Consider the following 20,945-nt stretch of genomic DNA (forward strand, 5'->3'; position numbering starts at 1 on the left):
AAAAGGAAAATCCAAGACAGATTATCTCAAATATTTCATAGACCAGATAAAACAGATTAAACTCAAGATCAATGTTCTTTGTTTGGACAGAGAATTCTATTCAAGAGAGGTTTTTTCTTTTTTACAGAAAAATGAGGTTGCACATATTGTTCCTGTTGTTAAAATGGGAAAAAAGGTTGAAAAATATTCTTGATGGAACAAAAAAGCGTTATGACACATATACGATGAATAGCACAAAAGGAAAAGTGAAGCTTGACCTTGCTATTGATGTCAAATACAGAAAAGGGAAGCGAGGAAAGAATGGGTGTGAGAACCTTGGATTTGTTGTTTATGGGATTGATTGGGATCCAAGAAAAGTCAGTGACACTTACAGGAAAAGGTTTGCCATAGAATCGTCTTATAGGATGCGAAATGTGGTAAAACCTAAAACGTGTTCTAAAGACCCTATGTTACGATATTTTTATGCGCTGATATCGTTTCTTTTCAAAAATGCATGGGTGGCAATACAGAGAATGCATTTCATGAAAGTGAAAAGAGGACCAAAGACGATTGAATCTGATATGTTTAGGTTTGATATGTTTGTTCATTTAATTGTGGAATGGGTGAGAAGAAAGTTGAAAGTTAGGTTAACTGTTAAGTGTTTTAGGTGAATGTGGAAATATTATGGGAGGGAGGGAATATTAGTGAAGTACTGAATTTGAATATTTTCCCAATCGATTTTAGTTTTTCTCAAAGGCTCTTAGCCCTTAAAATATACCGGTTTTGGTGTCGCTTTCAAGATCAAATGCAGCGTGGACCATATCCATAATATCCATGGGATCTACACCGTTTATATTGAATCTGAGCTGCACAGTGACCACTACTAAGTATTGTGCAAGGATTTCGAATATTGAAAGGCACTTGATCGAGCAACATGTGGTGAGCTTAATGAGGCAATAAAAATACTTCCACATAAAAATAAATGGTTGTAGCAGTTCGTGTTAGAATTAAAATGGAACATGAGGTTTTGGATACCTTGTCCCGTATATTTATTCCCCAAGAGTTTGATCGAGAAAGAGGTTCACGAGAAAACATGTACCATCAACTGAAAGATACCTCATTGGAAATAAATTGCCTATAGATTATTGATTACTAAAAGGATTCCGAATACACTTACAGAGGGTTTCAATCCATCCCATAGAACCGGTGACAATTCGTGTTCAAAATTTACCAGTACACAATAATTAACGAAATAACTGTTATAAGGTGCTTAAAATTGGGCTCTGTAGAAATCCTACCTAAATCAACCACAGGAGAATCGAGATTATGTTGTAACATGCAGTATAAACATTGTTCATTAGAATTATTATTTGCTATTTTAGAGTCTTTCTACAAAGGTCAATATTCCAATCTTTTCAAGTGTGGGTAGAAGAGCATAAGAACTTGATTTGAATTGAGTTAACTGACTGCACGGTAATATTTTTCATTCTCCGCTGTTATCTCCACAATATTTTTTTTTCTAAGCAACTCTTCGATAATAGCTGCAAGATCTTTTGCATCGATTCCAAGTGTTGAACTGATTTGGCTTGCAGTGGAAGGTCTTCTAAGTATCAGACCATAAACATCCTCTTTCAAATCCTCATGTTTGACATCAATGCTTTTTCTTCGAAGTCCTTTTAAAACAAGCCTGACCTTCTCTCTACCTAACACCTCATCGAATTTTTGTGCCATCCTTGTAAGCTTTTGTTCTGAAACCGGAATGATAAAATCCTCTGCTGGAGGCCTGCTTAAAGTATGGACCTGAATTTCATCAGGATCGATGACTTTCAATGCTTTGATCAATCCATTTATAGCCTGGTCGCTGATATTGGTCGGGTATTCCCTTTTGGAATCCACAAAAAGGACTTCTATCGCAAGTCTTGGACCTAAATTTTTCAGTGCTGTCAGCCCCTGAATAATATCCTCAAGCTCTATTCCCGATGCTGGACGGTTGATGGCCCTGAATATGTTTTCATCCCCCGCTTCTAAAGTCGCGATTACCAGATCAGCTTCTGTTAGATTATCCCTCACATCCTTTCTATTGACAAGAGATGAATTGGTGATAACACAAACCGGAACATCACTGATTTTCTTTATCTCACGTATCATCTCACCTAGTCTAAGGTTCAATGTAGGTTCTCCTGTGCCTGAAAAAGTGATGTAGTCGATCTGGCTTACTTTTTTTAGATAACTTTTCAATCCTTGCACAACATCTTCTGTCGAGACTCCGCAAATATCCTCAGGCCTTTGTACTTTATTCTTTGTACGCCCCAGCTGACAATACACACAATCAAAGTTGCAGGTCTTTTCAGGACCAATTATGTCGATTCCAAGTGAGCGCCCAAGCCTTCTTGAAAGGACTGGGCCATAGATAATTTTCGGCTTCATGATGTTGATTCCTTGGTGTTAGATGATTATTAATTTTCGTTTTCCTTTTTTACATCTTTAGAATGTTACTAACTATTCTCTCAAAAGTCTTCTTTGCAGGTGAATCGCTCTCCTCTAAAGCCAGCGGTCTACCGCTATCGCTCCCTTCTCGAATGCTCTGCTCCAGCGGAATCTCGCCCAGAAACGGAACCCCTTCCTCCCTAGCTAAATCTTCGCCCCCTCCCTGACCAAAGATATACGCTTTTTCGCCACATTTTCGGCAAATAAAATAGGACATGTTTTCAATAATACCTAGTATTTTGAGGTTTGTCGTCTTTGCCATCCTCAGGGCTCTGCATGCAACTTTTGAGGAAACATCCTGAGGTGTTGTGACAATAATTATGCTCATATCAGGAACCAGCATCCCCAGAGATATTGCAACATCTCCCGTGCCTGGAGGTAAGTCGATTATCAGATAATCAAGGTCTCCCCACAAAGTTTGGGTCAAAATCTGTTTGATTGCTTTATGAATCATCGGACCCCGCCAGATAACTGGTTGAGTTTCCTTGACAAGAAACCCCATTGACATTACTTTTATTCCATGTTTTTCAAGGGGCAGGATCTGATCCTCAGCAATTGCTCTAGGCTGTCCGGTGATGCCCAGCATTTTTGGGATGGTGAACCCATAGACATCAGCATCGAAAATACCCACCTTAAAACCCTTTATGGCAATGGCTGCAGCTATATTTACCGCTACCGTGGATTTGCCAACTCCCCCTTTCCCACTGGCGACAGCGATAAACTTAGCAGATGATTTTATATGTATCTTAACTTCTTCTTTTGATGATGCATTAAGTCTTTTCTTATTCTCTGGAATTCCCTCTGCCATTCTAATTTCCCCTTTAATCTCAATCTTATTTTCTTAGATAAATAAGTTTGTTAATAACATCAACCTAATAGATGGAGGCTTAGTGCCATTACTGCCATCCCTGAAAGTAAACCCGAAAGCATCAAATGCTCATCCCCATATTTTATGGCAATGGGTAATAGTTCATCAAAACATATAAAAACCATAATTCCACTAACAAAGGCAAGAATTATGCCCAGCAGGGTTGCAGTTAAGAATTGAAAGATCAATAAATAGCCAAAAGCTGCCCCAACAGGCTCAGATAGTCCAGATAGGAAAGAGTAAGCAAAAGCTTTTTTCCTATCTTCAGTGGCGTAATAGATAGGCACTGAAACTGCGATTCCTTCAGGTATATTGTGGATTGCTATGGCAACAGCTACTGACATGCCAAGGTATGGAGAACTCAAGGATGTTACCAGTACTGCCATACCTTCTGGAAAATTGTGCATAGCAATTCCGATTGCTGTAAATATACCTGCTTTTTGGAGTTCCGTCTGACGGCTGTCAGGTAAAGTATCTAATTGAACATGGCTGTCAGGTAAAGTATCTAAATGAACATGCTGAATTGCACGATCCAATAAATAGATCACAACCATTCCAAGGAAAAAGGCGGTATTTGCCACGAGAAACCCCACATTTTCTATGGAAGTTGATAAAAGTTCTACAAATGAGATATATAACATGGCACCTGCTGCAAATCCAAGTAGGATAGATAAGTACGTCATTTTTGGTTTTGGAATAAAGAAGGCTATCAGACTTCCTATACCTGTTGAAAGTCCTGCAAATGTTGTAAGGATAAAAGCAGCAGTTACAGTTTCCATGTTGTTTCACCTTATAATGCAATTATGTTGTGTGCTCGGCTGCCAATACCGTTTACCAACGAAAATTGTGTAGGCACTGCAGACATAAAAAAAATCATGGCCTGAGACTACATTAAACAACACGAGAGCCATCCCTGCCACCGATAATAATTATCTTTAGAACCATTGCATAAACTCCGATGATGCAGCAGGCGATATTGGCAAGTATCCCAGCAATGGTGGTATTTCTTACAAATTCATACTGTAATAGCTCCATCATGCAAAAACCCTTCAATGCTTTTTCAAAACCCTGTGTGGAATACCGTGAGCAATCAACTCTATCGGGTATTGATAAGCAGCTTCCAGATCCTCTGGAAGTAATTCTTTTGAGCCGTGGTAATACAACTTACGGTTTAAACAGGCAATCTTATCAACATGGACAGAAACGGCACTGATATCATGTGATATTATAACAATAGCCATTTTTTCTTTGAGTTTTTCTAACAATTCATAGAATTCTTCTTGCCTTACAATATCTACACCTGCTGCAGGTTCATCCAGCAGAAGTAATTTAGGGTCAGTCGCTAGCGCCCTGGCTATGAAAACCCTCTGCCGCTGTCCACCTGATAAACTCCCAATCTGCCGATCCTTATAATCGAACATGTCCACTATCTTAAGAGCATCAAGAGCCTTTTCTTTGTCGTCCTCGCCATATCTTTTTAGCAACCCGATGTGACTTAAGCGACCCATCAACACAACATCCCAAACACTTATCGGATAATTCAGGTCGATAAGGCTGTATTGAGGGACATATCCAATAAACTTCCTTGCTTTTTGAGGAGTTTCTCCAAAAACTGTAACAGTTCCTCTGCTAGGCTTTATCAATCCTAAAATAACCTTAAGCAGAGTACTTTTCCCCCCTCCATTAGGTCCTATGATAGCAAGAAAATCGTGCTCTTTTACAACAAGATTTACCTCTTCAAGTATTGGTATGCTATTATAATGGACCCAAATGTCCTTAAGAACGATAGCTTCACCATTCATATTCATACCAAAGTTGAACAAATGCGTTTGAAACTTGAATTAGATTACTATATCTTCTGTCAGAAGCTCTATCGGTGCAACATAACTTCCAATCTCTTTTGCTATATCTCTGCACTTTTATGATTGAATCGAGACAGACAAAATAACCTGGTGTTCTTTTCTTTAGCAGCCTCAATCAATAGACTACAATATGTATACCTATCATTTATCCCCTTAAGCATCCTCCGATCTTTGACCGAAAAATAGATTGGATAAACCAATCTATTATTTAGCTTCTTCAGATAGTTCTTTCAACCTTTCCTTCACATCTTTTAGCTCGTCTCCCAAGGATTCGAGCATTTCTTCAATATGAGCAATTTCCTCTTCCCTAGAAGGCTCTGTATAAGGAACTTCGTAAGGAACTTCGTAAGGAATGTATGGTTCAGGCATATGGTAGGGTACTGGATGTGGATACCATCTGCACCAACCCCCTCTACCTCTACCCATTCCTCGCCCTCTGCCTCTACCCATTCCAAAGTAAGCAGGCGTAGTCGGAACAGTAGTTGGTTTCAGTGCACCTTTTTTATACTGTTCGATTGCGTCTTTAACCGAACCACTGGTGCCTGTTACCACTTTTATGCCAGCATTGGAGAGGATTGGTAATGCATTGGGACCAATGTCTCCTGTTAGCAATACATCAATGCCTTTGTTCACTATAGCCTGTGCCGCCTGAATCCCCGCACCACCTGGCGCCGAGGCACTCGGGTTTTGAAGCGCTTCGAATTCCATTGTCTCAGAATCGACAATAATAAAATATCGGCATCTCCCAAAGAATGGATCCACAGAAGCGTCTAAACTCCTGTCTGTAGCTGTTACACATATTTTCACTGATTTTCCCCCAATATATTGTTAAAATGCTTTGTACAGGTTAAATTGACAAACCTTAGCATCAAATCTTTATTATCATTTTCTTCGGTTTTAAGTTTTTCTAGATATTATTTAATTTCTTCAATATGACCTTCTAAAGTTTTATCCCACTTCTAACATCCGTCGCTCTTCTGCCGCTGTCATCCGGGGATAAAAACCGTGCCATGGACTATACCTAAATCGCATCCATTCTGGAAGACCCGTTGCCCGATACCACCTTCTATATCCACGTCCGCATCCGTATGATATATTTTATCACTCCCTTTATTCTACCCAAAGAGAGACGCTGTCGTTTGCTTTTCAAGCCGTTGGCTAAATATCGGTATTTGAAATGTAGCCCCCTGTTAGCTCTCCCCTTGGTATTCAACAAGACTGTAAAATATTGTAGATGAATTTGAAATAGCGTGTTTCCCTTTTACAGCCCCATATATAATGTAGATGGCTTTATTATAAGAAGTTTCTGTTACGTTAGAATATCATATATATTTTCAAAAACATTCGGTTCCAACGATATAAATAATGATTTTTGTTTTTTAAACTCTATAAAAACCTACTATTGACTCTCTTTTTTCTATTAAATTTCGATTCAAATAAAACGATAGCAATAGAAAAGATCACTTTTAATCAAATGTCTGTGGAAAGTATCATATAATACAACGATACCAAATAACATGTTTCATCTAAATTTATTCATATCTCTACTATTAGTTGATTATTCCAGGATGCTTAGGCACATGTTTGCAATTCAAGTAAAAAATATTAAAAAGACATTTGAAAATATCATTGCTGTTGATAATGTCAATTTTAATGTTGAAAAAGGAGAAATTTTCGGTTTCTTAGGACCTAACGGGGCTGGAAAAACCACTGCCATACGGCTACTTACAGGAATCTTGATGCCAGATTTCGGCAATGTGTTTATTGAGGGGATTGATCTGGTAAAGAATCCGATCAAGGCAAAGATGATGATGGGTGTGATACCTGAAATTGGAAATGTCTATGCGGATTTAACGGCTAAACAGAATCTGTATCTGGCAGGTAAGTACTATGGCTTGTCAAAAAATACACTTGAGAAAAAGTCTGAGGAACTTCTTTCAACTCTTGGACTTTATGAGAGAAGAAACGATCCTGTTAGAACCTTTTCAAAAGGGATGAAACAACGAGTTAGCATCGCATGTGCAATAATTCATGATCCACATATACTTTTCTTGGATGAACCTACAGAAGGATTAGATGTTCAAAGTCGAAGACTGGTAATTGAAACAATAAAACATCTGAATGGAAAAGGGAGCACTATCTTTCTAACAACCCATAATATTGAAGAAGCAAATAAATTATGTCAGAGGGTCTGTATCATTAATAAAGGAAAGATTGTAGCCATAGATAAACCTGAGATATTAAAAAGTACCTTTGAAAAGACTCAATCCATAGAGATTTCCTTTGATCAAAAAATAAATAGAAATTTGTTCGTGTCCGATTTCATATCTAAGATCGATCTTTATGGGGATAAATGGCGATTATACACAAATGATCTAGATAAAACAATCAAACGTGTTGTAACTTTGGCGCAAAAGAATGACTTAAAAATAATCTCCATGAAGACATATGGGCCGAGTCTTGAAGAAGTGTTTGTCAGACTTACTGAGGTGGATAGATGAATTATTCTGTTTTTATACGAGGTGTCGTAGTCACCACTGAAAAAAACATCAAAATATATTATAATAAAGCTCCAGTAATAATATATGGTTTATTGTTTCCTCTTTTTCTATTCTTTGCTTTTTATATAGGTAGAAATATCGACATGTCTATCTTCTTCCCTGGATTTCTTGCTATGGCTTTGTTTTTTACTGCTTCATCCGTAGGGCCGCTGATCACCCCATGGGAAAAGCAAGCAGGAACTTATGAAAGGTTATTATCTTAGCCAGTAAGCATCAATACTATAATTTTGGGAGATGTTGTTGCAGGCTCAATCTTTGGATTGATTATTACTTCCATAGCTATAGTAGTCAGCACTATTTTCCTGAATATTGTGATTACCAGTATTACATTATTATTGATTGCTATAATTTTAGGAACTCTGTGTTTTGCATCATTAGGTGTTCTTTTGGGATCTCCATCTGCTCATTCGCCCTCTCACATAATGATGTTTTCTAGTTTGGTGCGTTTTCCATTAATTTTTATTAGTGGTATTTTCATTCCTCTACCGGAGCTATCAGGATTCGGAAAGCTTTTATCATACATTTCTCCCCTTACATATCTTGTAGATATATTTCATGCAAGCTTAAATGGAACATCGTTTTTCCCTTTGACAATTGATTTACTAGTTTTAATCGTCTTTACTTGTAGTTTCTTGCTTATAGCAAGCTTATTCCACAAAAGGAATATGAGAAAAGGATTATGATAAAAGAGATTTACCAAACAATGATCTCCAAAAAGTTACCATGCCTATCATAACACAAAAATTAATCCATACTTTTTAATTCTCATTGGAAATCGAATTCTACAGAGCCTTTTTTTGTTATTCTTATTAGTTTCTCACAATTCCAGACTAAGACCTGCCCTAATCTCTAAAAACGCATCTGGAAACTTCCTGGCAATCTCTTTTTTATGAGCAGTGCAGTGCCCTGCTCCAATCAGGTTCAACCCTTTAAGCAGATCGTACTCCATGCTTCCATGTAACCCTCCTATTATGCCCGCTACTCTACCGAATTTCAATGCCGCACCCATGATTTCAGTAAGTCCGGGATGAGAACATCCAGTAATGACATATAAACCGCTGCCTGAATCCACAATGAGGGACTGTTCCCTCACACCGCTGCCGAGTTCACCTGTGGTATAGATATTGCGGCAAATTTCCTGTGCCTCAGAAACCTCAATCAACCTTACCTGTGAAGCTATTTCATTTTTCAGGCTTTTCGAGAACGAGACAGGTACATATACCTCAATTTCCGGATTTGTATTCAACAAAGCAAAGAGTCCCCCGGTGTGGTCTCCATGCTCATGAGATAATATTACTTTTGTAATCTCCTGTGAAGATATGTCGAGCATTCTCAGATTATGAAGCAGTGCTCTGCCATCTCCACCAGTATCGAAAAGGATATTCTCTTCTTCTGTCTTGATATAGCAGGAAAATCCCCAACCACTGATAAGGCCCTCTTCTGCTTCATTATCATAAACGATTGTCAATTTCAGCTTTTCCACTTCCTATTGAATCTGTTTCTAAGATAATAATCGGGATATAGTGCGAACAATGAACTATGTGCAACCAATTCTATCTTTAAGCGCTATAGTTGTCACTGGTGCATCCGAATGTTGAGTAAAAAGGGCATCATGACCAATACACAATCCAAGTATGATATAAGTCGGTCTTTTATTTCCTCATTTGAACATATCATGTAAGCTTTTCCCTGACATTTTCCCAGAGATCTTTGACCTTGTTCGAAAACTCACCATCAGAATACTCGATAACAGTCATCTCCTGCATCATAGCTTTGGTTGGTGCATCGTCATAAGGCAGTTTACCCATAACCTCAATTCCACGGTCTTTGCAATACTCCTCGATAATAAGAGAATTCTTCTCGTTTATATCGTATTTATTTATACAAACCATAGCCGGAATATTGAAATGATCTGCCACATCCAGTATTCGCTCAAGATCATGAATGCCAGATACACTCGGTTCAGTAACAACCAGAACCATATCGACACCAGCAATAGAAGCAATTACAGAGCACCCGGTTCCTGGAGGCCCATCTATGATAATCAGATCTCTATCATATTTTTCTGCAAGCTTTCTGGCATTGTCCCTAACAACTGCGACTAACAGGCCACTTGCCTCCTCTGCAATACCAAGCCGTGCATGTGCCATTGGCCCGAATCTTGTTTCGGAATTGTAGGCATCTCCTGCTTTTCTCTCAATCATACTGATTGCCCCTTCCGGACAGGCATATGCACAGACACCACAACCCTCGCATCCGTAAATATCAATCCTGATATCATTGGTTATGGCATCGAACCTACAGGCATCCTTGCAAATACCACATTTGATGCAGAGCGTTTCATCAATAGATGCGACTTTTAACCCGCTAACATCGATGGTCTCAATTATTTCAGGCTGCAATATAAGATGCATGTCCGCAGCATCAACATCACAGTCAGCAATCACAGCATTTTCTGCAAGCGAGACTAATGCCGCTGCAATAGTCGTCTTGCCGGTGCCACCTTTTCCACTTATTACCGTAAGCTCTTTCATATCCCTGCCTCTATGAGTTAAATCTGTGCCTGTATCTTATTTAATAGCTGTACAAATTTTACCTTCCACTCTGGTATCCTGTTAACAAAAGGGATTCCTTCAGAATACAACCGCGCAATCTTTCGGTCATGTGGTATCTTCATAAGAACGGGAATTCTCTCCGTATCGCAGTATTTCTCCACCCTATCATCACCGATGTCGCAGCGATTGATTATTATGCCAAAGGGTATTTCCAGTTTCCTTAAAACATCAAGAGCAAGCAGCAGATCGTGGAATCCAAAAGGCGTTGATTCGGTAACAAGAATGCAGTAATCCGCACCTTGGACAGAGCTAATAACCGGACACGCTGTGCCAGGTGGCGCATCGAATATTGCAGTTTTGCTTTCATCGACATGTTTCTTCAAAGCTTTGATAACAGGAGATGCCATCGCTTCTCCGATATTTAACACTCCGCGATAGAACTCTATGTTCCCACCTTTGGATTTTTCAATTATTCCAATGCTTCTGTTCTCATAAACGATTGCGTCCTTTGGGCATACCATGACGCATCCACCACATCCATGACAGAGTGCAGGGAATACAAGTACATCATCTGGCAATACAGCGATTGCATTGAACTGGCAAAACTCAGAACAATTGCCGCAGAAATCACATTTGGTCTTGTCCACGACAGGTGTTAAAATATTTATATCTTCAACCTTCTCAAGATTAAATCCCAAAAATAAATGACAGTTGGGCTCCTCCACATCACAATCAAACAGCTGCACATTTTCAATTGAAAGGGCAAAATTAACAGCTACCGTTGTTTTCCCTGTCCCACCTTTCCCGCTTGCGATTGCAATTTTCATATACTTAACCCTCAATTTTTTTGGTTGATTTACTCTGTAGGTGATGTGAGTGTACTCAACTCTGAAATCTTCCCCACAACCTTTTCAACATCTTCCACTTTTGTAGACATTGATATTTTTCATCTGCGACTACCCATTCCTCGGCCTCTGCCACGCCCCATTCCTCCACCTCTGCCCATACCAGCATAGGCAGGCTCAGTTGGGCCAGTGGTTGCTTGCAATTCACCTTTATTATACTGTTCGATTGCATTTGCAACCGAACCACTGGCTCCTGTTACCACTTTGATACCAGCTGCAGAAAGAATCCTAAATGCATTGGGACCAATGCTTCCTGTTATCAATACATCAATGCCTTTGTTCGCTATAGCCTGTGCCGCCTGTACTCCTGCACCACCTGGTGCTGAAATACTCGGATTCTTAAGAGCTTCGAATTCCATTGTCTCAGAATCAACGATGACAAAATACTGGCATCTTCCAAAACGCGGGTCAACGACAGCATCTAAACTGCCAGCCGTAGCTGTTACACATATTTTCACTTATTTACCCCCAATGTATTATTCAGGTAGTTTTTGTTATAGTTTTTGATTGCCACCTACCATTGTATTGAATTTTTGTTGTCATTTATAGAGGAATTCTACAGAGCTGAAGCCTCCTAACAATATAATGGGGAAATATTTAATTGGAACATTTATCAATTCTAATTGGGGGTACGAGATGGAAAATATAAGAAAAAGGGACGGTAGAATCGTAGCCTTTGACTCTGCAAAGATTACTTTAGCAATACAGAAGGCCATTTTGGCGGTGAGGGAAAAGAACGGCGACCTGGCCAGGAAAATATCCCGCCAGGTGGTGGAGGCTCTTGAAGATAAGTTCAAAGACAGGATTCCTGGTGTAGAAGATGTACAGGATATAGTTGAGGAGATTATAATCAGGAATAGATACGCCAAGGTGGCCAAAGCCTACATTCTGTATCGCCAGAAAAGGACAGAGGTGAGGGAAGCAAAGAAGCTTTAGGGAGTGGAAAAAGATGAGCTCAAGCTTAGTGTCAATGCCATTAGGGTACTGGAGAGAAGATATCTACTGAAGGACGAGGAAGGCAACATCATAGAGACCCCTACCGGGATGTTCAAGAGGGTGGCCAAGGCTGTAGCCCCAGTTGATAAAAGATACGGAGGGGACGTGAAAAAGACAGAAGAGGAATTCTACAGGATGATGGCAGGTCTGGAGTTCCTGCCCAACACCCCAACCCTGATGAACGCTGGTACGGACCTGGGGCAGTTGAGCGCATGTTTCGTGCTTCCCGTGGAAGATTCCTTGAAGGACATCTTTGGGGCTTTGACGAACATGAGCCTTGTACACCAGTCAGGGGGAGGAACAGGCTTTTCCTTTTCGAAATTGAGACCCAGGGGGGACGTTGTAAAGTCTACAAAAGGCGTTGCCTCGGGTCCGGTATCCTTTATGAGGATATTTGACCAGGCCACTGAGGTAATAAAACAGGGTGGAAAGAGAAGAGGAGCCAACATGGGTATACTGAGGGCTGACCACCCTGACATAATAGAATTCATAACATCCAAGCAAAAGGAAGGATTCCTGGACAACTTCAATATCTCCGTGGGGGTCACGGATGAATTCATGAAAGCGGTTGAGGACGATAGGGAATACGACCTGATAAACCCCAGGACCAGAAAAGCCATGGGAAAGCTTAGGGCTAAGGACGTTTTTGACCTGATAGTGACCATGGCCTGGAGATCCGGAGATCCGGGACTAGTCTTTCTGGATGAGATCAACCGGAAGCATCCCATAGCACATGTCGGCACCATCGAAAGCACAAACCCATGCGGTGAAGTCCCCCTGCTGCCATACGAATCTTGCAACCTTGGGTCGATCAACCTTTCCAGGATGGTGAAAGACAGCGAGATTGACTGGGAGAAACTCAGAAAGACGGTCATAGCCGGTGTACATTTCCTGGACAACGTCATTGATGCCAACAGGTATCCCTTGAAAGAGATAGACAAGATCACAAAGGACAACCGCAAAATCGGACTTGGAGTTATGGGTCTTGCTGAGATGTTCGCCAAGCTCAAAATCCCCTATGACTCAAAGGATGCCATAGAGACCGCTGAGAAAGTTATGGAATTTATCAGAGATGAATCCGTGAAGAAATCAGTGGAGCTTGGTGAGAAGAGGGGATCCTTTCCGAACTTCAAGAGTAGCATGTGGGAGAAGGATTACAAGGCCATGAGAAATGCCACTGTCAACACCGTAGCTCCCACTGGGACCATAAGCATAATTGCCAATACGAGTTCCGGTATAGAACCCATCTTTGCCCTATCCTTTGTAAGAAATGTCATGGGGACGCAGTTGCTGGAAGTAAACCCGGTGTTCGAGAAAATCGTAAAGGAGAGGGGATTCTACAGCACCGACCTCCTGATAGAGATATCCAAGACAGGGTCTATTAAGAACATCCCGAAGATACCCGAGGATATTAAGCGTGTATTTGTCACATCTTTGGGCATTGCCCCGGAATGGCATGTCAGGATGCAGGCGGCTTTCCAGAAGTATGTGGACAATGCTGTTGCCAAAACAGTTAATCTGCCAGCCAACGCCACCCTAGAAGACGTCAGAAAAATCTATGTGATGGCTTATAAGCTGAAGTGCAAGGGAATCACGGTCTATCGCTATGGGAGCAAGACCAAGCAGGTTTTAGTGATAGCTGGTTTAAGAAAAGATAAGGAGGAGGGAATTGTGGCGGATTCAGAATTCTCTGGAGATTGTATTACCGGGGAGTGTCCCCTCTGAGGTGTTTAAGTGGGTAAAGGCATGGTATATCTTTACACAGGGGAAGGTGAGGGGAAGACCACAAGCGCCTTTGGATTGGCTCTTAGGGCGGTGGGCCACGGGTACAAGGTCATAATTATCCAGTTCATGAAAGATAGGAAATACATAGGGGAGTACAAGATAAAGGATAGATTGTCACCAGAGTATGAGATTTACCAGTTCGGGAGGAAGGAGTTCATAAACCTCAAGAATCCTGAGCCTGAGGACTATAAGCTGGCGGCAGAGGCCTTGGAATTTGCAAAGAAAGCTATCCAGAGGGGACCTAGGCTCTTGATACTGGACGAGATAAACCTTGCGGCCCACTTTGGAATTCTGAAGACTGAAGACATCCTCAAACTGTTGGAGGATATCCCGGAGGAGACTACACTAGTCCTGACAGGAAGAAGGGCTCCCAAGGAACTGATAGAAAGGGCAGACCTTGTAACGGAAATGAGGTTTCTGAAGCATCCTTACGAAAAAAACATCCCGGCAAGGGAAGGTGTTGAATATTAACCACCAAAATTCACATTTCCTCCGTGTGCATAAATCGTGAGAAGATATCGATGTGGGAACTGCAAAAAGTGTTGATATCATAAATATTTCGCGGATAAAAATATGTAAATCATAATGGCAAACAAAATTATTTTGCACTATTACTATACTTTGTAGAGAATTCCGATAAACCTCCCCAACAGAATCAATATTTATAATATGTTGTAATAATATTGAATTCGATTCTGTGGATGGAGGTTACGATTCATTCCGCAATCATGCTGATATTTGGTATCATTTGGAAGATGTTATTAAGAAAAATGTCATCAAATTAGAATGGGAGGATTTATGAGCTAATTTGATATCCTCGCAAATATTGGGCAATAATCATAACTTATTTAAAGTTCATGTTACTTCATGTGTATAACATACATAGTATTCTTACGAAAAGAGGATGAAACATGAAGAAAACAATAATTATCGGATCAATTATTGCACTTATCTGCCTCACAGGCATTTCAAGTGCACATTTTACGATGATATTCCCAAGTGACAGTGAAGATAGTGCATGGGATATCACCCCGGAAGACTACATTGCAGAACTTGGAGATACAAAGACCATATATGTAATGTGGGGACATCCTTACGAACACATCTCATTTGACATGTCAAACGTACCAGAGATCAAGGTAACAAAACCTGACGGTACAGTCGAAGTTCTCACTCCGGAAGAGGTCATGATGGACAGCATGGATGAGGAAGGTAACATGGGAACTTTCCTTTCATACAAAGCATCATTCACAGCCGACCAGTACGGTGATACTGTTGTATCAGTCAAGTATGAAGATGCGGACGAAGACATGATCGATTATACCAAAGCGGTCATCCACTGCGGAGAAGAAATGTGGTTCGGCTGGGATTCAATGGTTGACCAGCAGACAGAGATCATCCCATACATGCGCCCATATGGCATGGAAGAAGGATTCGTCTTTGCAGGAAAAGCACTTTACAATGGCGAACCACTGGCAGGCGCCGATGTTGAGGTTGAGATTTATCACGACCTTGAAGCAGGAATTGAGATCGTGGAACAAGCAGAAGAACTTTTCCCATATGATGCACCAATGGTATTCACAAGGCTCACAAGATCAAATGCTGACGGAGAGTTCATGTACACTCTCGATGAACCTGGCATCTGGTTCGTTGGTGCTACCATGGAACCTGAAGAAGGGCAATCTGTAAGAGGAGTGTTCATAATTCCGGTACTTGAAGAGTTCCCTGCAGAAGAGACAGAAGTTGCAGTTAGCGAAGAACCTGAAGCAGAAGAAGAAGAAGAAGAAGAAGAAGCTACACCATCCACACCCGGATTTGAATCTGTGTTCGCAGTTGCCGGACTTCTTGCAGCACTGTTCATCGCAGGAAGAAAATTGTAAAATGAATCATGGGGATGAATTCCCCATCAATCTTTTTTTATACTTTATTATCAGTTATCCACATTAAATTAGATAAAATACAAAACTCGTCATAACAAATATCACAAAGGAGACAACAAGTATGCACATATCTGACGGCGTATTATCCCCTGCAGTGATAACTGCAGGTTGGGCAATAACGATACTTCTCCTCCTTGCAACCCTCTGGTGGAGCAAAAGGGATGTAGACATCGCCGAGGAAATACCAAAGATATCTGTCATGACAGGAGCTTTCTTTGTGGCATCTCTGATACATGTATCAATTGGGCCTACCAGTGTCCACCTTGTCCTCAATGGGCTTCTTGGTGTGGTCCTTGGAACCCTCGCATATCCTGCGATCTTCATTGGTCTTGTCCTTCAAGCGCTATTGTTCCAGCATGGCGGCATAACAAGTATTGGGGTCAACGTTATCAATATGGGCATACCTGCACTGATCGTCTACGGGGTATTCAAAAAAGGGTATTCAAGAGGGATCAACCCCTCCATACTTGGCATAATTTGCGGTTCAATGGCAGTACTACTCTCTGCAATAATGCTCGCCATCGTGCTCATATCCACAGGAGAGGAATTCACAGAGGTTGCCTACATAGCTGCTGCTGCCAACATACCGATAATGATAATCGAAGGAATATTGACAGGATCTGTAGTCACGTTCCTTCTGAAGGTCAGGCCTGAACTGCTACCCATCAACAAGGAGAAATAAAAAATGGCCAATTATAAGATAATATGGGCACTGGCATTTGCCTGTGTTCTTTTAACAGCAATTGCACCTGCTGCATCCGCACACCGCGTCTATGCACAGGAGCAGGTCACTGAGGTACAAATAAGATCATGGTATGGTGGAGGTGACCCCATGCCAAATGCCGACATCCACATTTATGCCATAAAGAACGACGAGGAAGAGCTTTATATCACAGATGTGACAGATGAGGGGGGGATATACTACTTCGAACCAAAACTTGGTGTTGTAGAATATAGAGTAGTAGTTTCCCAAAGCGGGCACCAGAAAGAGATCACTTTCAACGTTGCAGGTTCTGAAGGCTCCAGCGAAGAAGCTGAACTCCCACTCTCAGCAAGAATAGTAGCAGGATTTGGGTACCTTGTAGGGCTTGCTGGTTTTGGAATGTACCTGTCAGCGCGCAAAACAAAATAAAGAACAACTACTAAAAAACGATACAGGAGAATTACACATTGAATTACCCCGAAATAGACAGGTATGCTTCAATTGATTCACCCATACATAATTTCGACCCGCGTGCTAAGATCATTACATTCATGGTAATGATATTCTCCTTTGTTTTTTTGGACAGCATTACAAAAGCCCTTGTTGGCCTGGGGATAGCCAGCCTGATATACATTATAGCAAAACTTCCAAAAGCATTTGTAATACCTCGCCTGAAAGTTGTTTTCCTGTTCCTGTCCCCCCTACTTATTATCATGCCACTTACCGTTGACGGACAGGTCATTGCACAGTATCACAGCATAACGATCACACTGGAAGGAGTGCGGTACTCCTCTCTGGTTATGATAAGGGCACTTTCAGCTGTTACACTTGCACTTATAATGCTTGGGACCACACGTTTTGACATCACGATCAAGGCACTCTATATGCTCAAGGTGCCTGGAACACTTATACAAATGTTGATGTTCACTTACAGATATATATTCGTGATAATGGATGAGTTCCAGAGAATGTGGAAAGCCATGGAATCAAAAGGATTCAAACTTAAAGCGAACAGGTATGGACTATCCGTTCTCGGGAACATGATCGGGATGCTGATAATAAAAAGCTATGACAGGGCACAGCGTGTTTACCACTCAATGATATCCAAAGGCTACACCGGTAACCCCAGGACAATAGTGAACTTCGAACTACGGACAAAAGACTATGCAATAGCCTTGCCTATGATCCTCATTGCACTCCTTATGCATACCTACCACCTGGTGTTATAATGAAAGAAGCGATTCGCGTAAAAGGACTTACATATTCATACCCTGACGGTACCCCTGCACTGGAAGACATTGACATCACCATAAATGAAGGGGAAAGGATAGTGATCGTCGGACCAAATGGTGCCGGAAAGACCACCCTTTTCCTTCACCTCAACGGTACTCTCAAGAGCCAGGACAACACGGTCATGATCTTTGGAAAGAATCTAGACGATATGAAAGTCGAAGAGAGGATTAAAGAGGTGGGAATCGTGTTCCAGGACCCTGACGACCAGCTGTTCATGCCCACCATCTTCGATGATGTGGCATTCGGTCCCATCAACATGGGACTGGATGAAGAGGAAGTGAAGAATCGAGTGAAAAAAGCTCTGTCCCGTGTCGGACTTGAGGGATTTGAGGACAGGGTTCCACACAACCTGAGCTATGGGCAGAAGAAAAGAGCAGCATTAGCGGCTGTACTGTCCATGGAACCACGGATACTGATTCTGGACGAACCAACAGCCAACCTTGATCCAAAGAGCAGGGCAGACCTGATACAAGTGATCAATGACTTGAACAACGACGGGATTACCACGGTGATCGCCATGCATGATGTGAACGCTCTCCCGACCCTCTCAGACCGCGTCTATGTGCTGAACGGAAAGATCGTCGGTGAGGGAACCCCGCGGGAGATATTCTCCAATTCAGAACTTCTGAAAATGACTCATCTAGAAGCACCAGACGTGTTCAAGCTGTTCAAGGTACTGACATGTTTCGGGTACGACTGCGATACCCTGCCCATGTCGATCGATGAGGCTGTAGAGTTTCTCACCAGGACGATAGAAAGCGGCAGTGGACACATCCATCTCCATATCCACGAGCATACGCATGAAGAGGTCCGGAAGTTCCTGGACAGCTACAATCACCATTAAAACTTTATATCCTCCCATAACATGTTAGTATATGGAGGTGTGTAGCATCACAGCCCATTCATCAGAATCAATAATCGAAGAGGTACTAAAAATCTATTCATCCATCAAGGATCTTGAAGATGAAGAGATACTTCAGGATACTTCGGATCATCTTAAAAACGTGTATCAGAGATTGGATGACCTGATCACACTGCCCATTGATTATGAAGCTGCAGAAGCCATCCTCAATGGTCATGGGTTCGATCAGGCACTTGATACCATTATCAGGTTCATATATCTTTATACCATAAGACTTGAGACCGAATATGCAAATTCCATACTCACAAGTAATGAACCATGGGAAATGCTGAAAATTTATTCATTTTATCCGAATTATTGTCAGCTGGTACGAACTGAATATCAAGGAGCCGGACTTAAAGCCAATGATACGGTCGTGTTCCTTGGAAGTGGACCCTTGCCTTTGACCCTGATACTCATGTGCCATCAGCACGGATTGAAGGGGGTCGGTATCGAACAGGATGAGCAGAGGGTTGAACTTTCAAGAAAGGTGGTGGATAAGCTGGGACTTTCCAATGCCATCAAGATAATCCATGGCAACCATTTCCAATTGCCTTTAAGTGAGGGGGCAGACCTTATCATGATAGCTGCTCAGGCCCAACCCAAAAAAGAGATCGTCGAGCAGCTGGCAAAGGCACTGCCAGCAGGGACTAAGATATCCTGCAGGATATATGAAAAGGGACTCAGGAGATTACTGGACAGGAGCATCTTTGTTGGCCTTCCTGCGAAATTAGCCCATGAGTTTAAGGAATGCTGCAGGATCCACCCTCTACCCCCGGTTTACAATACCGTTGTGTTCGCAGTCAGATCATCAGCGGCTGCACCTGAGAGACAGTAACTTCATAAATTATGCAGAGATCATCTACTCTCTTTTACCCCCATAATAAGGAATATGGAACTGGTATAGATGAACTTTCTTGAAAGTGGTAACTGACTCTTTTGATACTTGTGAACCTCCCTCAGAGGGTCTATGGTCGTGCTCGTGAACCCTGCTCTGTTAAAAAGAGCAGAGACGTTGTGGGGATTTATGTCCTCGTACAGTGGGAGATGCCTGCGGATAGGTCCGTAACATCGCTGGAATAGATGACAATAATATCCTTTTTCAACGAGCAGGGTCATAATCCTGGAAAAACCGCGTTTGATACGTTTATCCAATCGGGAGTCAAACCAGTTCCCATCGATGGCAAGTATCCTGCCATTTATCTTTAATACCCGTTTCCATTCCTGCACTGTCCTGTCAGGATGTGGGAGTGTCCAGAGAAGGTATTTGCTCACAACGATGTCGAAATGATCATCCTCAAACGGCAGATCCTCTGCATCCCCATGGCAAAGATTAATATCCAGCCCCAGTGACTTTGCATTCTGACCTGCCTTCTCCAGCATGGATCTTGAGATATCTATGGCTGTCACCTCATGCCCCATCTCTGCAAGCAGCAATGCGAGAAACCCAGCCCCTGTCCCGATGTCCAGAATCTTCAACCCTCTCCTATCACCTGTATGGTTGCGGAGGATCGTTCTCCAGAGGGAGCGTTCCTCTTCATCAAACCCATTCACCCCGTTCTTGTACGAACTGCTCCTCTGATCCCAGTAGTCAGTAATGATCTCCTTTGTATCCATTGAACTTCCTATTATCCACTAGTTATATTAATATTACCATTCTTCATACTAAGTGGGAATAATTAAGTTTTCATTAACACATAACCGGTTAACTGAGTTACTAACTCGATGTAAAAGAGAAACTAATACCCTATCAGATAGAGATCATCAAATTGAGATCATCAAATTAGCTTTTCGCTTTAAAAGCGTAACTCTTTTTTCAAGACTACTGCTATCACTCTGAGCATAGCTTATGCATTACCTATATATGGCAGAAAATGTGCCAGTCCATGGAATATACTTACACAGTTTCGGACGGAATCTGTATCAGTGACAATCTTACTGCTATTTTTCATTCCCCTGATGTCGAATTTTACAGTCCGCTTTATATGCTTGTGTACTCTTTCACATTCACCCCTATGCGAATAATCTTCATCGAATGCATCATCTTCGATGTTCTTGTTTCTCAAGTGCATCCCTACCTGTTTTTCTCTTCCATTTTCATAGAGGAAAT

Annotated in this window: 23 protein-coding genes and 2 pseudogenes; 12 read left to right on the forward strand and 13 right to left on the reverse strand. The window is 41.5% G+C overall.

Features of this window, described 5'->3' with window-relative positions:
* Nucleotides 1-650 (forward strand): annotated as a pseudogene (locus KDK67_RS10525) (transposase); the annotation flags it as partial.
* A 787-nt stretch (nt 651-1,437) separates the two neighbouring features.
* Here the strand turns inward: KDK67_RS10525 and KDK67_RS10530 are convergent.
* The 6 genes from KDK67_RS10530 to KDK67_RS14455 all read right to left on the reverse strand — a co-directional run bounded on the left by KDK67_RS10530 (nt 1,438) and on the right by KDK67_RS14455 (nt 6,003).
* Nucleotides 1,438-2,406 (reverse strand): radical SAM protein, encoded by a 969-nt coding sequence (locus tag KDK67_RS10530; RefSeq protein ID WP_250868756.1) that lies wholly within the window; start codon nt 2,404-2,406, stop codon nt 1,438-1,440.
* 49 nt (nt 2,407-2,455) lie between these two features.
* A complete protein-coding gene (locus KDK67_RS10535; protein ID WP_250868757.1) occupies nt 2,456-3,274 on the reverse strand; it encodes an Mrp/NBP35 family ATP-binding protein in 819 nt (272 codons plus the stop codon).
* A 59-nt stretch (nt 3,275-3,333) separates the two neighbouring features.
* Nucleotides 3,334-4,113, reverse strand: coding sequence for a zinc transporter ZupT (gene zupT, locus KDK67_RS10540; protein ID WP_250868758.1), 780 nt, complete (start codon nt 4,111-4,113; stop codon nt 3,334-3,336).
* 112 nt (nt 4,114-4,225) lie between these two features.
* On the reverse strand, nt 4,226-4,372 hold the full coding sequence (locus KDK67_RS10545; RefSeq protein ID WP_250868760.1) for a hypothetical protein: 147 nt from the start codon (nt 4,370-4,372) through the stop codon (nt 4,226-4,228).
* Between the two features lie 11 nt (nt 4,373-4,383).
* The gene (locus KDK67_RS10550) at nt 4,384-5,136 is read right to left on the reverse strand and encodes a metal ABC transporter ATP-binding protein (RefSeq protein WP_250868762.1); all 753 of its coding nucleotides are present in this window, start codon (nt 5,134-5,136) and stop codon (nt 4,384-4,386) included.
* A gap of 264 nt (nt 5,137-5,400) precedes the next feature.
* Nucleotides 5,401-6,003 carry a NifB/NifX family molybdenum-iron cluster-binding protein gene (locus tag KDK67_RS14455; RefSeq protein ID WP_250868764.1) on the reverse strand — a complete coding sequence of 201 codons (603 nt, stop codon included), beginning with the start codon at nt 6,001-6,003 and terminating at the stop codon, nt 5,401-5,403.
* 773 nt (nt 6,004-6,776) lie between these two features.
* Here KDK67_RS14455 and KDK67_RS10560 point away from each other — a divergent pair.
* Together KDK67_RS10560 and KDK67_RS14580 are read left to right on the forward strand one after the other, a co-directional pair.
* Entirely contained in the window at nt 6,777-7,697 is a 921-nt protein-coding gene (locus tag KDK67_RS10560) for an ATP-binding cassette domain-containing protein (protein ID WP_250868765.1), read from the forward strand.
* A 281-nt stretch (nt 7,698-7,978) separates the two neighbouring features.
* Nucleotides 7,979-8,440, forward strand: coding sequence for an ABC transporter permease (locus KDK67_RS14580; RefSeq protein WP_420846944.1), 462 nt, complete (start codon nt 7,979-7,981; stop codon nt 8,438-8,440).
* Nucleotides 8,441-8,574: 134 nt separating this feature from the next.
* Here KDK67_RS14580 and KDK67_RS10565 read toward each other — a convergent pair whose 3' ends face one another.
* From KDK67_RS10565 to KDK67_RS10580, 5 genes are all read right to left on the reverse strand, one after another.
* Nucleotides 8,575-9,225: an MBL fold metallo-hydrolase gene (locus tag KDK67_RS10565; RefSeq protein WP_338101257.1), complete on the reverse strand. Its 651-nt coding sequence runs from the start codon at nt 9,223-9,225 to the stop codon at nt 8,575-8,577.
* Between the two features lie 69 nt (nt 9,226-9,294).
* Nucleotides 9,295-9,396, reverse strand: a complete 102-nt coding sequence (locus KDK67_RS14585) for a DUF1847 domain-containing protein (RefSeq protein ID WP_420846945.1) — start codon at nt 9,394-9,396, stop codon at nt 9,295-9,297.
* A 34-nt stretch (nt 9,397-9,430) separates the two neighbouring features.
* Nucleotides 9,431-10,291, reverse strand: coding sequence for an ATP-binding protein (locus KDK67_RS10570; RefSeq protein WP_250868766.1), 861 nt, complete (start codon nt 10,289-10,291; stop codon nt 9,431-9,433).
* A 17-nt stretch (nt 10,292-10,308) separates the two neighbouring features.
* Nucleotides 10,309-11,139: an ATP-binding protein gene (locus KDK67_RS10575; RefSeq protein WP_250868767.1), complete on the reverse strand. Its 831-nt coding sequence runs from the start codon at nt 11,137-11,139 to the stop codon at nt 10,309-10,311.
* A gap of 119 nt (nt 11,140-11,258) precedes the next feature.
* Nucleotides 11,259-11,675 carry a NifB/NifX family molybdenum-iron cluster-binding protein gene (locus KDK67_RS10580; protein ID WP_250868769.1) on the reverse strand — a complete coding sequence of 139 codons (417 nt, stop codon included), beginning with the start codon at nt 11,673-11,675 and terminating at the stop codon, nt 11,259-11,261.
* A 178-nt stretch (nt 11,676-11,853) separates the two neighbouring features.
* Between KDK67_RS10580 and KDK67_RS10585 the strand changes: the two genes are divergently transcribed.
* The 9 genes from KDK67_RS10585 (at nt 11,854) to KDK67_RS10625 (ending at nt 19,673) form a co-directional block, all read left to right on the forward strand.
* Complete coding sequence (locus tag KDK67_RS10585) at nt 11,854-12,153, forward strand: ATP cone domain-containing protein (RefSeq protein WP_250868770.1); 300 nt, start codon at nt 11,854-11,856, stop codon at nt 12,151-12,153.
* A gap of 3 nt (nt 12,154-12,156) precedes the next feature.
* Entirely contained in the window at nt 12,157-13,938 is a 1,782-nt protein-coding gene (locus KDK67_RS10590) for a vitamin B12-dependent ribonucleotide reductase (protein ID WP_250868771.1), read from the forward strand.
* A gap of 9 nt (nt 13,939-13,947) precedes the next feature.
* Complete coding sequence (locus KDK67_RS10595; RefSeq protein WP_250868772.1) at nt 13,948-14,469, forward strand: cob(I)yrinic acid a,c-diamide adenosyltransferase; 522 nt, start codon at nt 13,948-13,950, stop codon at nt 14,467-14,469.
* A gap of 440 nt (nt 14,470-14,909) precedes the next feature.
* Entirely contained in the window at nt 14,910-15,878 is a 969-nt protein-coding gene (locus KDK67_RS10600) for a DUF4198 domain-containing protein (protein WP_250868774.1), read from the forward strand.
* A 121-nt stretch (nt 15,879-15,999) separates the two neighbouring features.
* Nucleotides 16,000-16,620, forward strand: coding sequence for a cobalt transporter CbiM (gene cbiM / locus KDK67_RS10605; RefSeq protein ID WP_250868775.1), 621 nt, complete (start codon nt 16,000-16,002; stop codon nt 16,618-16,620).
* A gap of 3 nt (nt 16,621-16,623) precedes the next feature.
* Complete coding sequence (locus tag KDK67_RS10610) at nt 16,624-17,070, forward strand: carboxypeptidase-like regulatory domain-containing protein (protein WP_250868777.1); 447 nt, start codon at nt 16,624-16,626, stop codon at nt 17,068-17,070.
* 38 nt (nt 17,071-17,108) lie between these two features.
* The gene (gene cbiQ / locus KDK67_RS10615) at nt 17,109-17,870 is read left to right on the forward strand and encodes a cobalt ECF transporter T component CbiQ (protein ID WP_250868778.1); all 762 of its coding nucleotides are present in this window, start codon (nt 17,109-17,111) and stop codon (nt 17,868-17,870) included.
* A complete protein-coding gene (locus tag KDK67_RS10620) occupies nt 17,870-18,778 on the forward strand; it encodes an energy-coupling factor ABC transporter ATP-binding protein (RefSeq protein WP_250868779.1) in 909 nt (302 codons plus the stop codon). The genes cbiQ and KDK67_RS10620 overlap by 1 nt, the downstream gene beginning before the upstream one ends.
* Nucleotides 18,779-18,809: 31 nt before the next feature.
* Nucleotides 18,810-19,673, forward strand: a complete 864-nt coding sequence (locus KDK67_RS10625) for a nicotianamine synthase family protein (RefSeq protein WP_250868780.1) — start codon at nt 18,810-18,812, stop codon at nt 19,671-19,673.
* Nucleotides 19,674-19,693: 20 nt separating this feature from the next.
* Here KDK67_RS10625 and KDK67_RS10630 read toward each other — a convergent pair whose 3' ends face one another.
* Both KDK67_RS10630 and KDK67_RS10635 read right to left on the reverse strand, forming a co-directional pair.
* The gene (locus KDK67_RS10630) at nt 19,694-20,452 is read right to left on the reverse strand and encodes a class I SAM-dependent methyltransferase (RefSeq protein WP_250868781.1); all 759 of its coding nucleotides are present in this window, start codon (nt 20,450-20,452) and stop codon (nt 19,694-19,696) included.
* Between the two features lie 317 nt (nt 20,453-20,769).
* A pseudogene (locus KDK67_RS10635) lies at nt 20,770-20,945 on the reverse strand (ISNCY family transposase); the annotation flags it as partial.

The organism is Methanococcoides seepicolus (assembly GCF_023684405.1).
GTDB lineage: Archaea > Halobacteriota > Methanosarcinia > Methanosarcinales > Methanosarcinaceae > Methanococcoides > Methanococcoides seepicolus.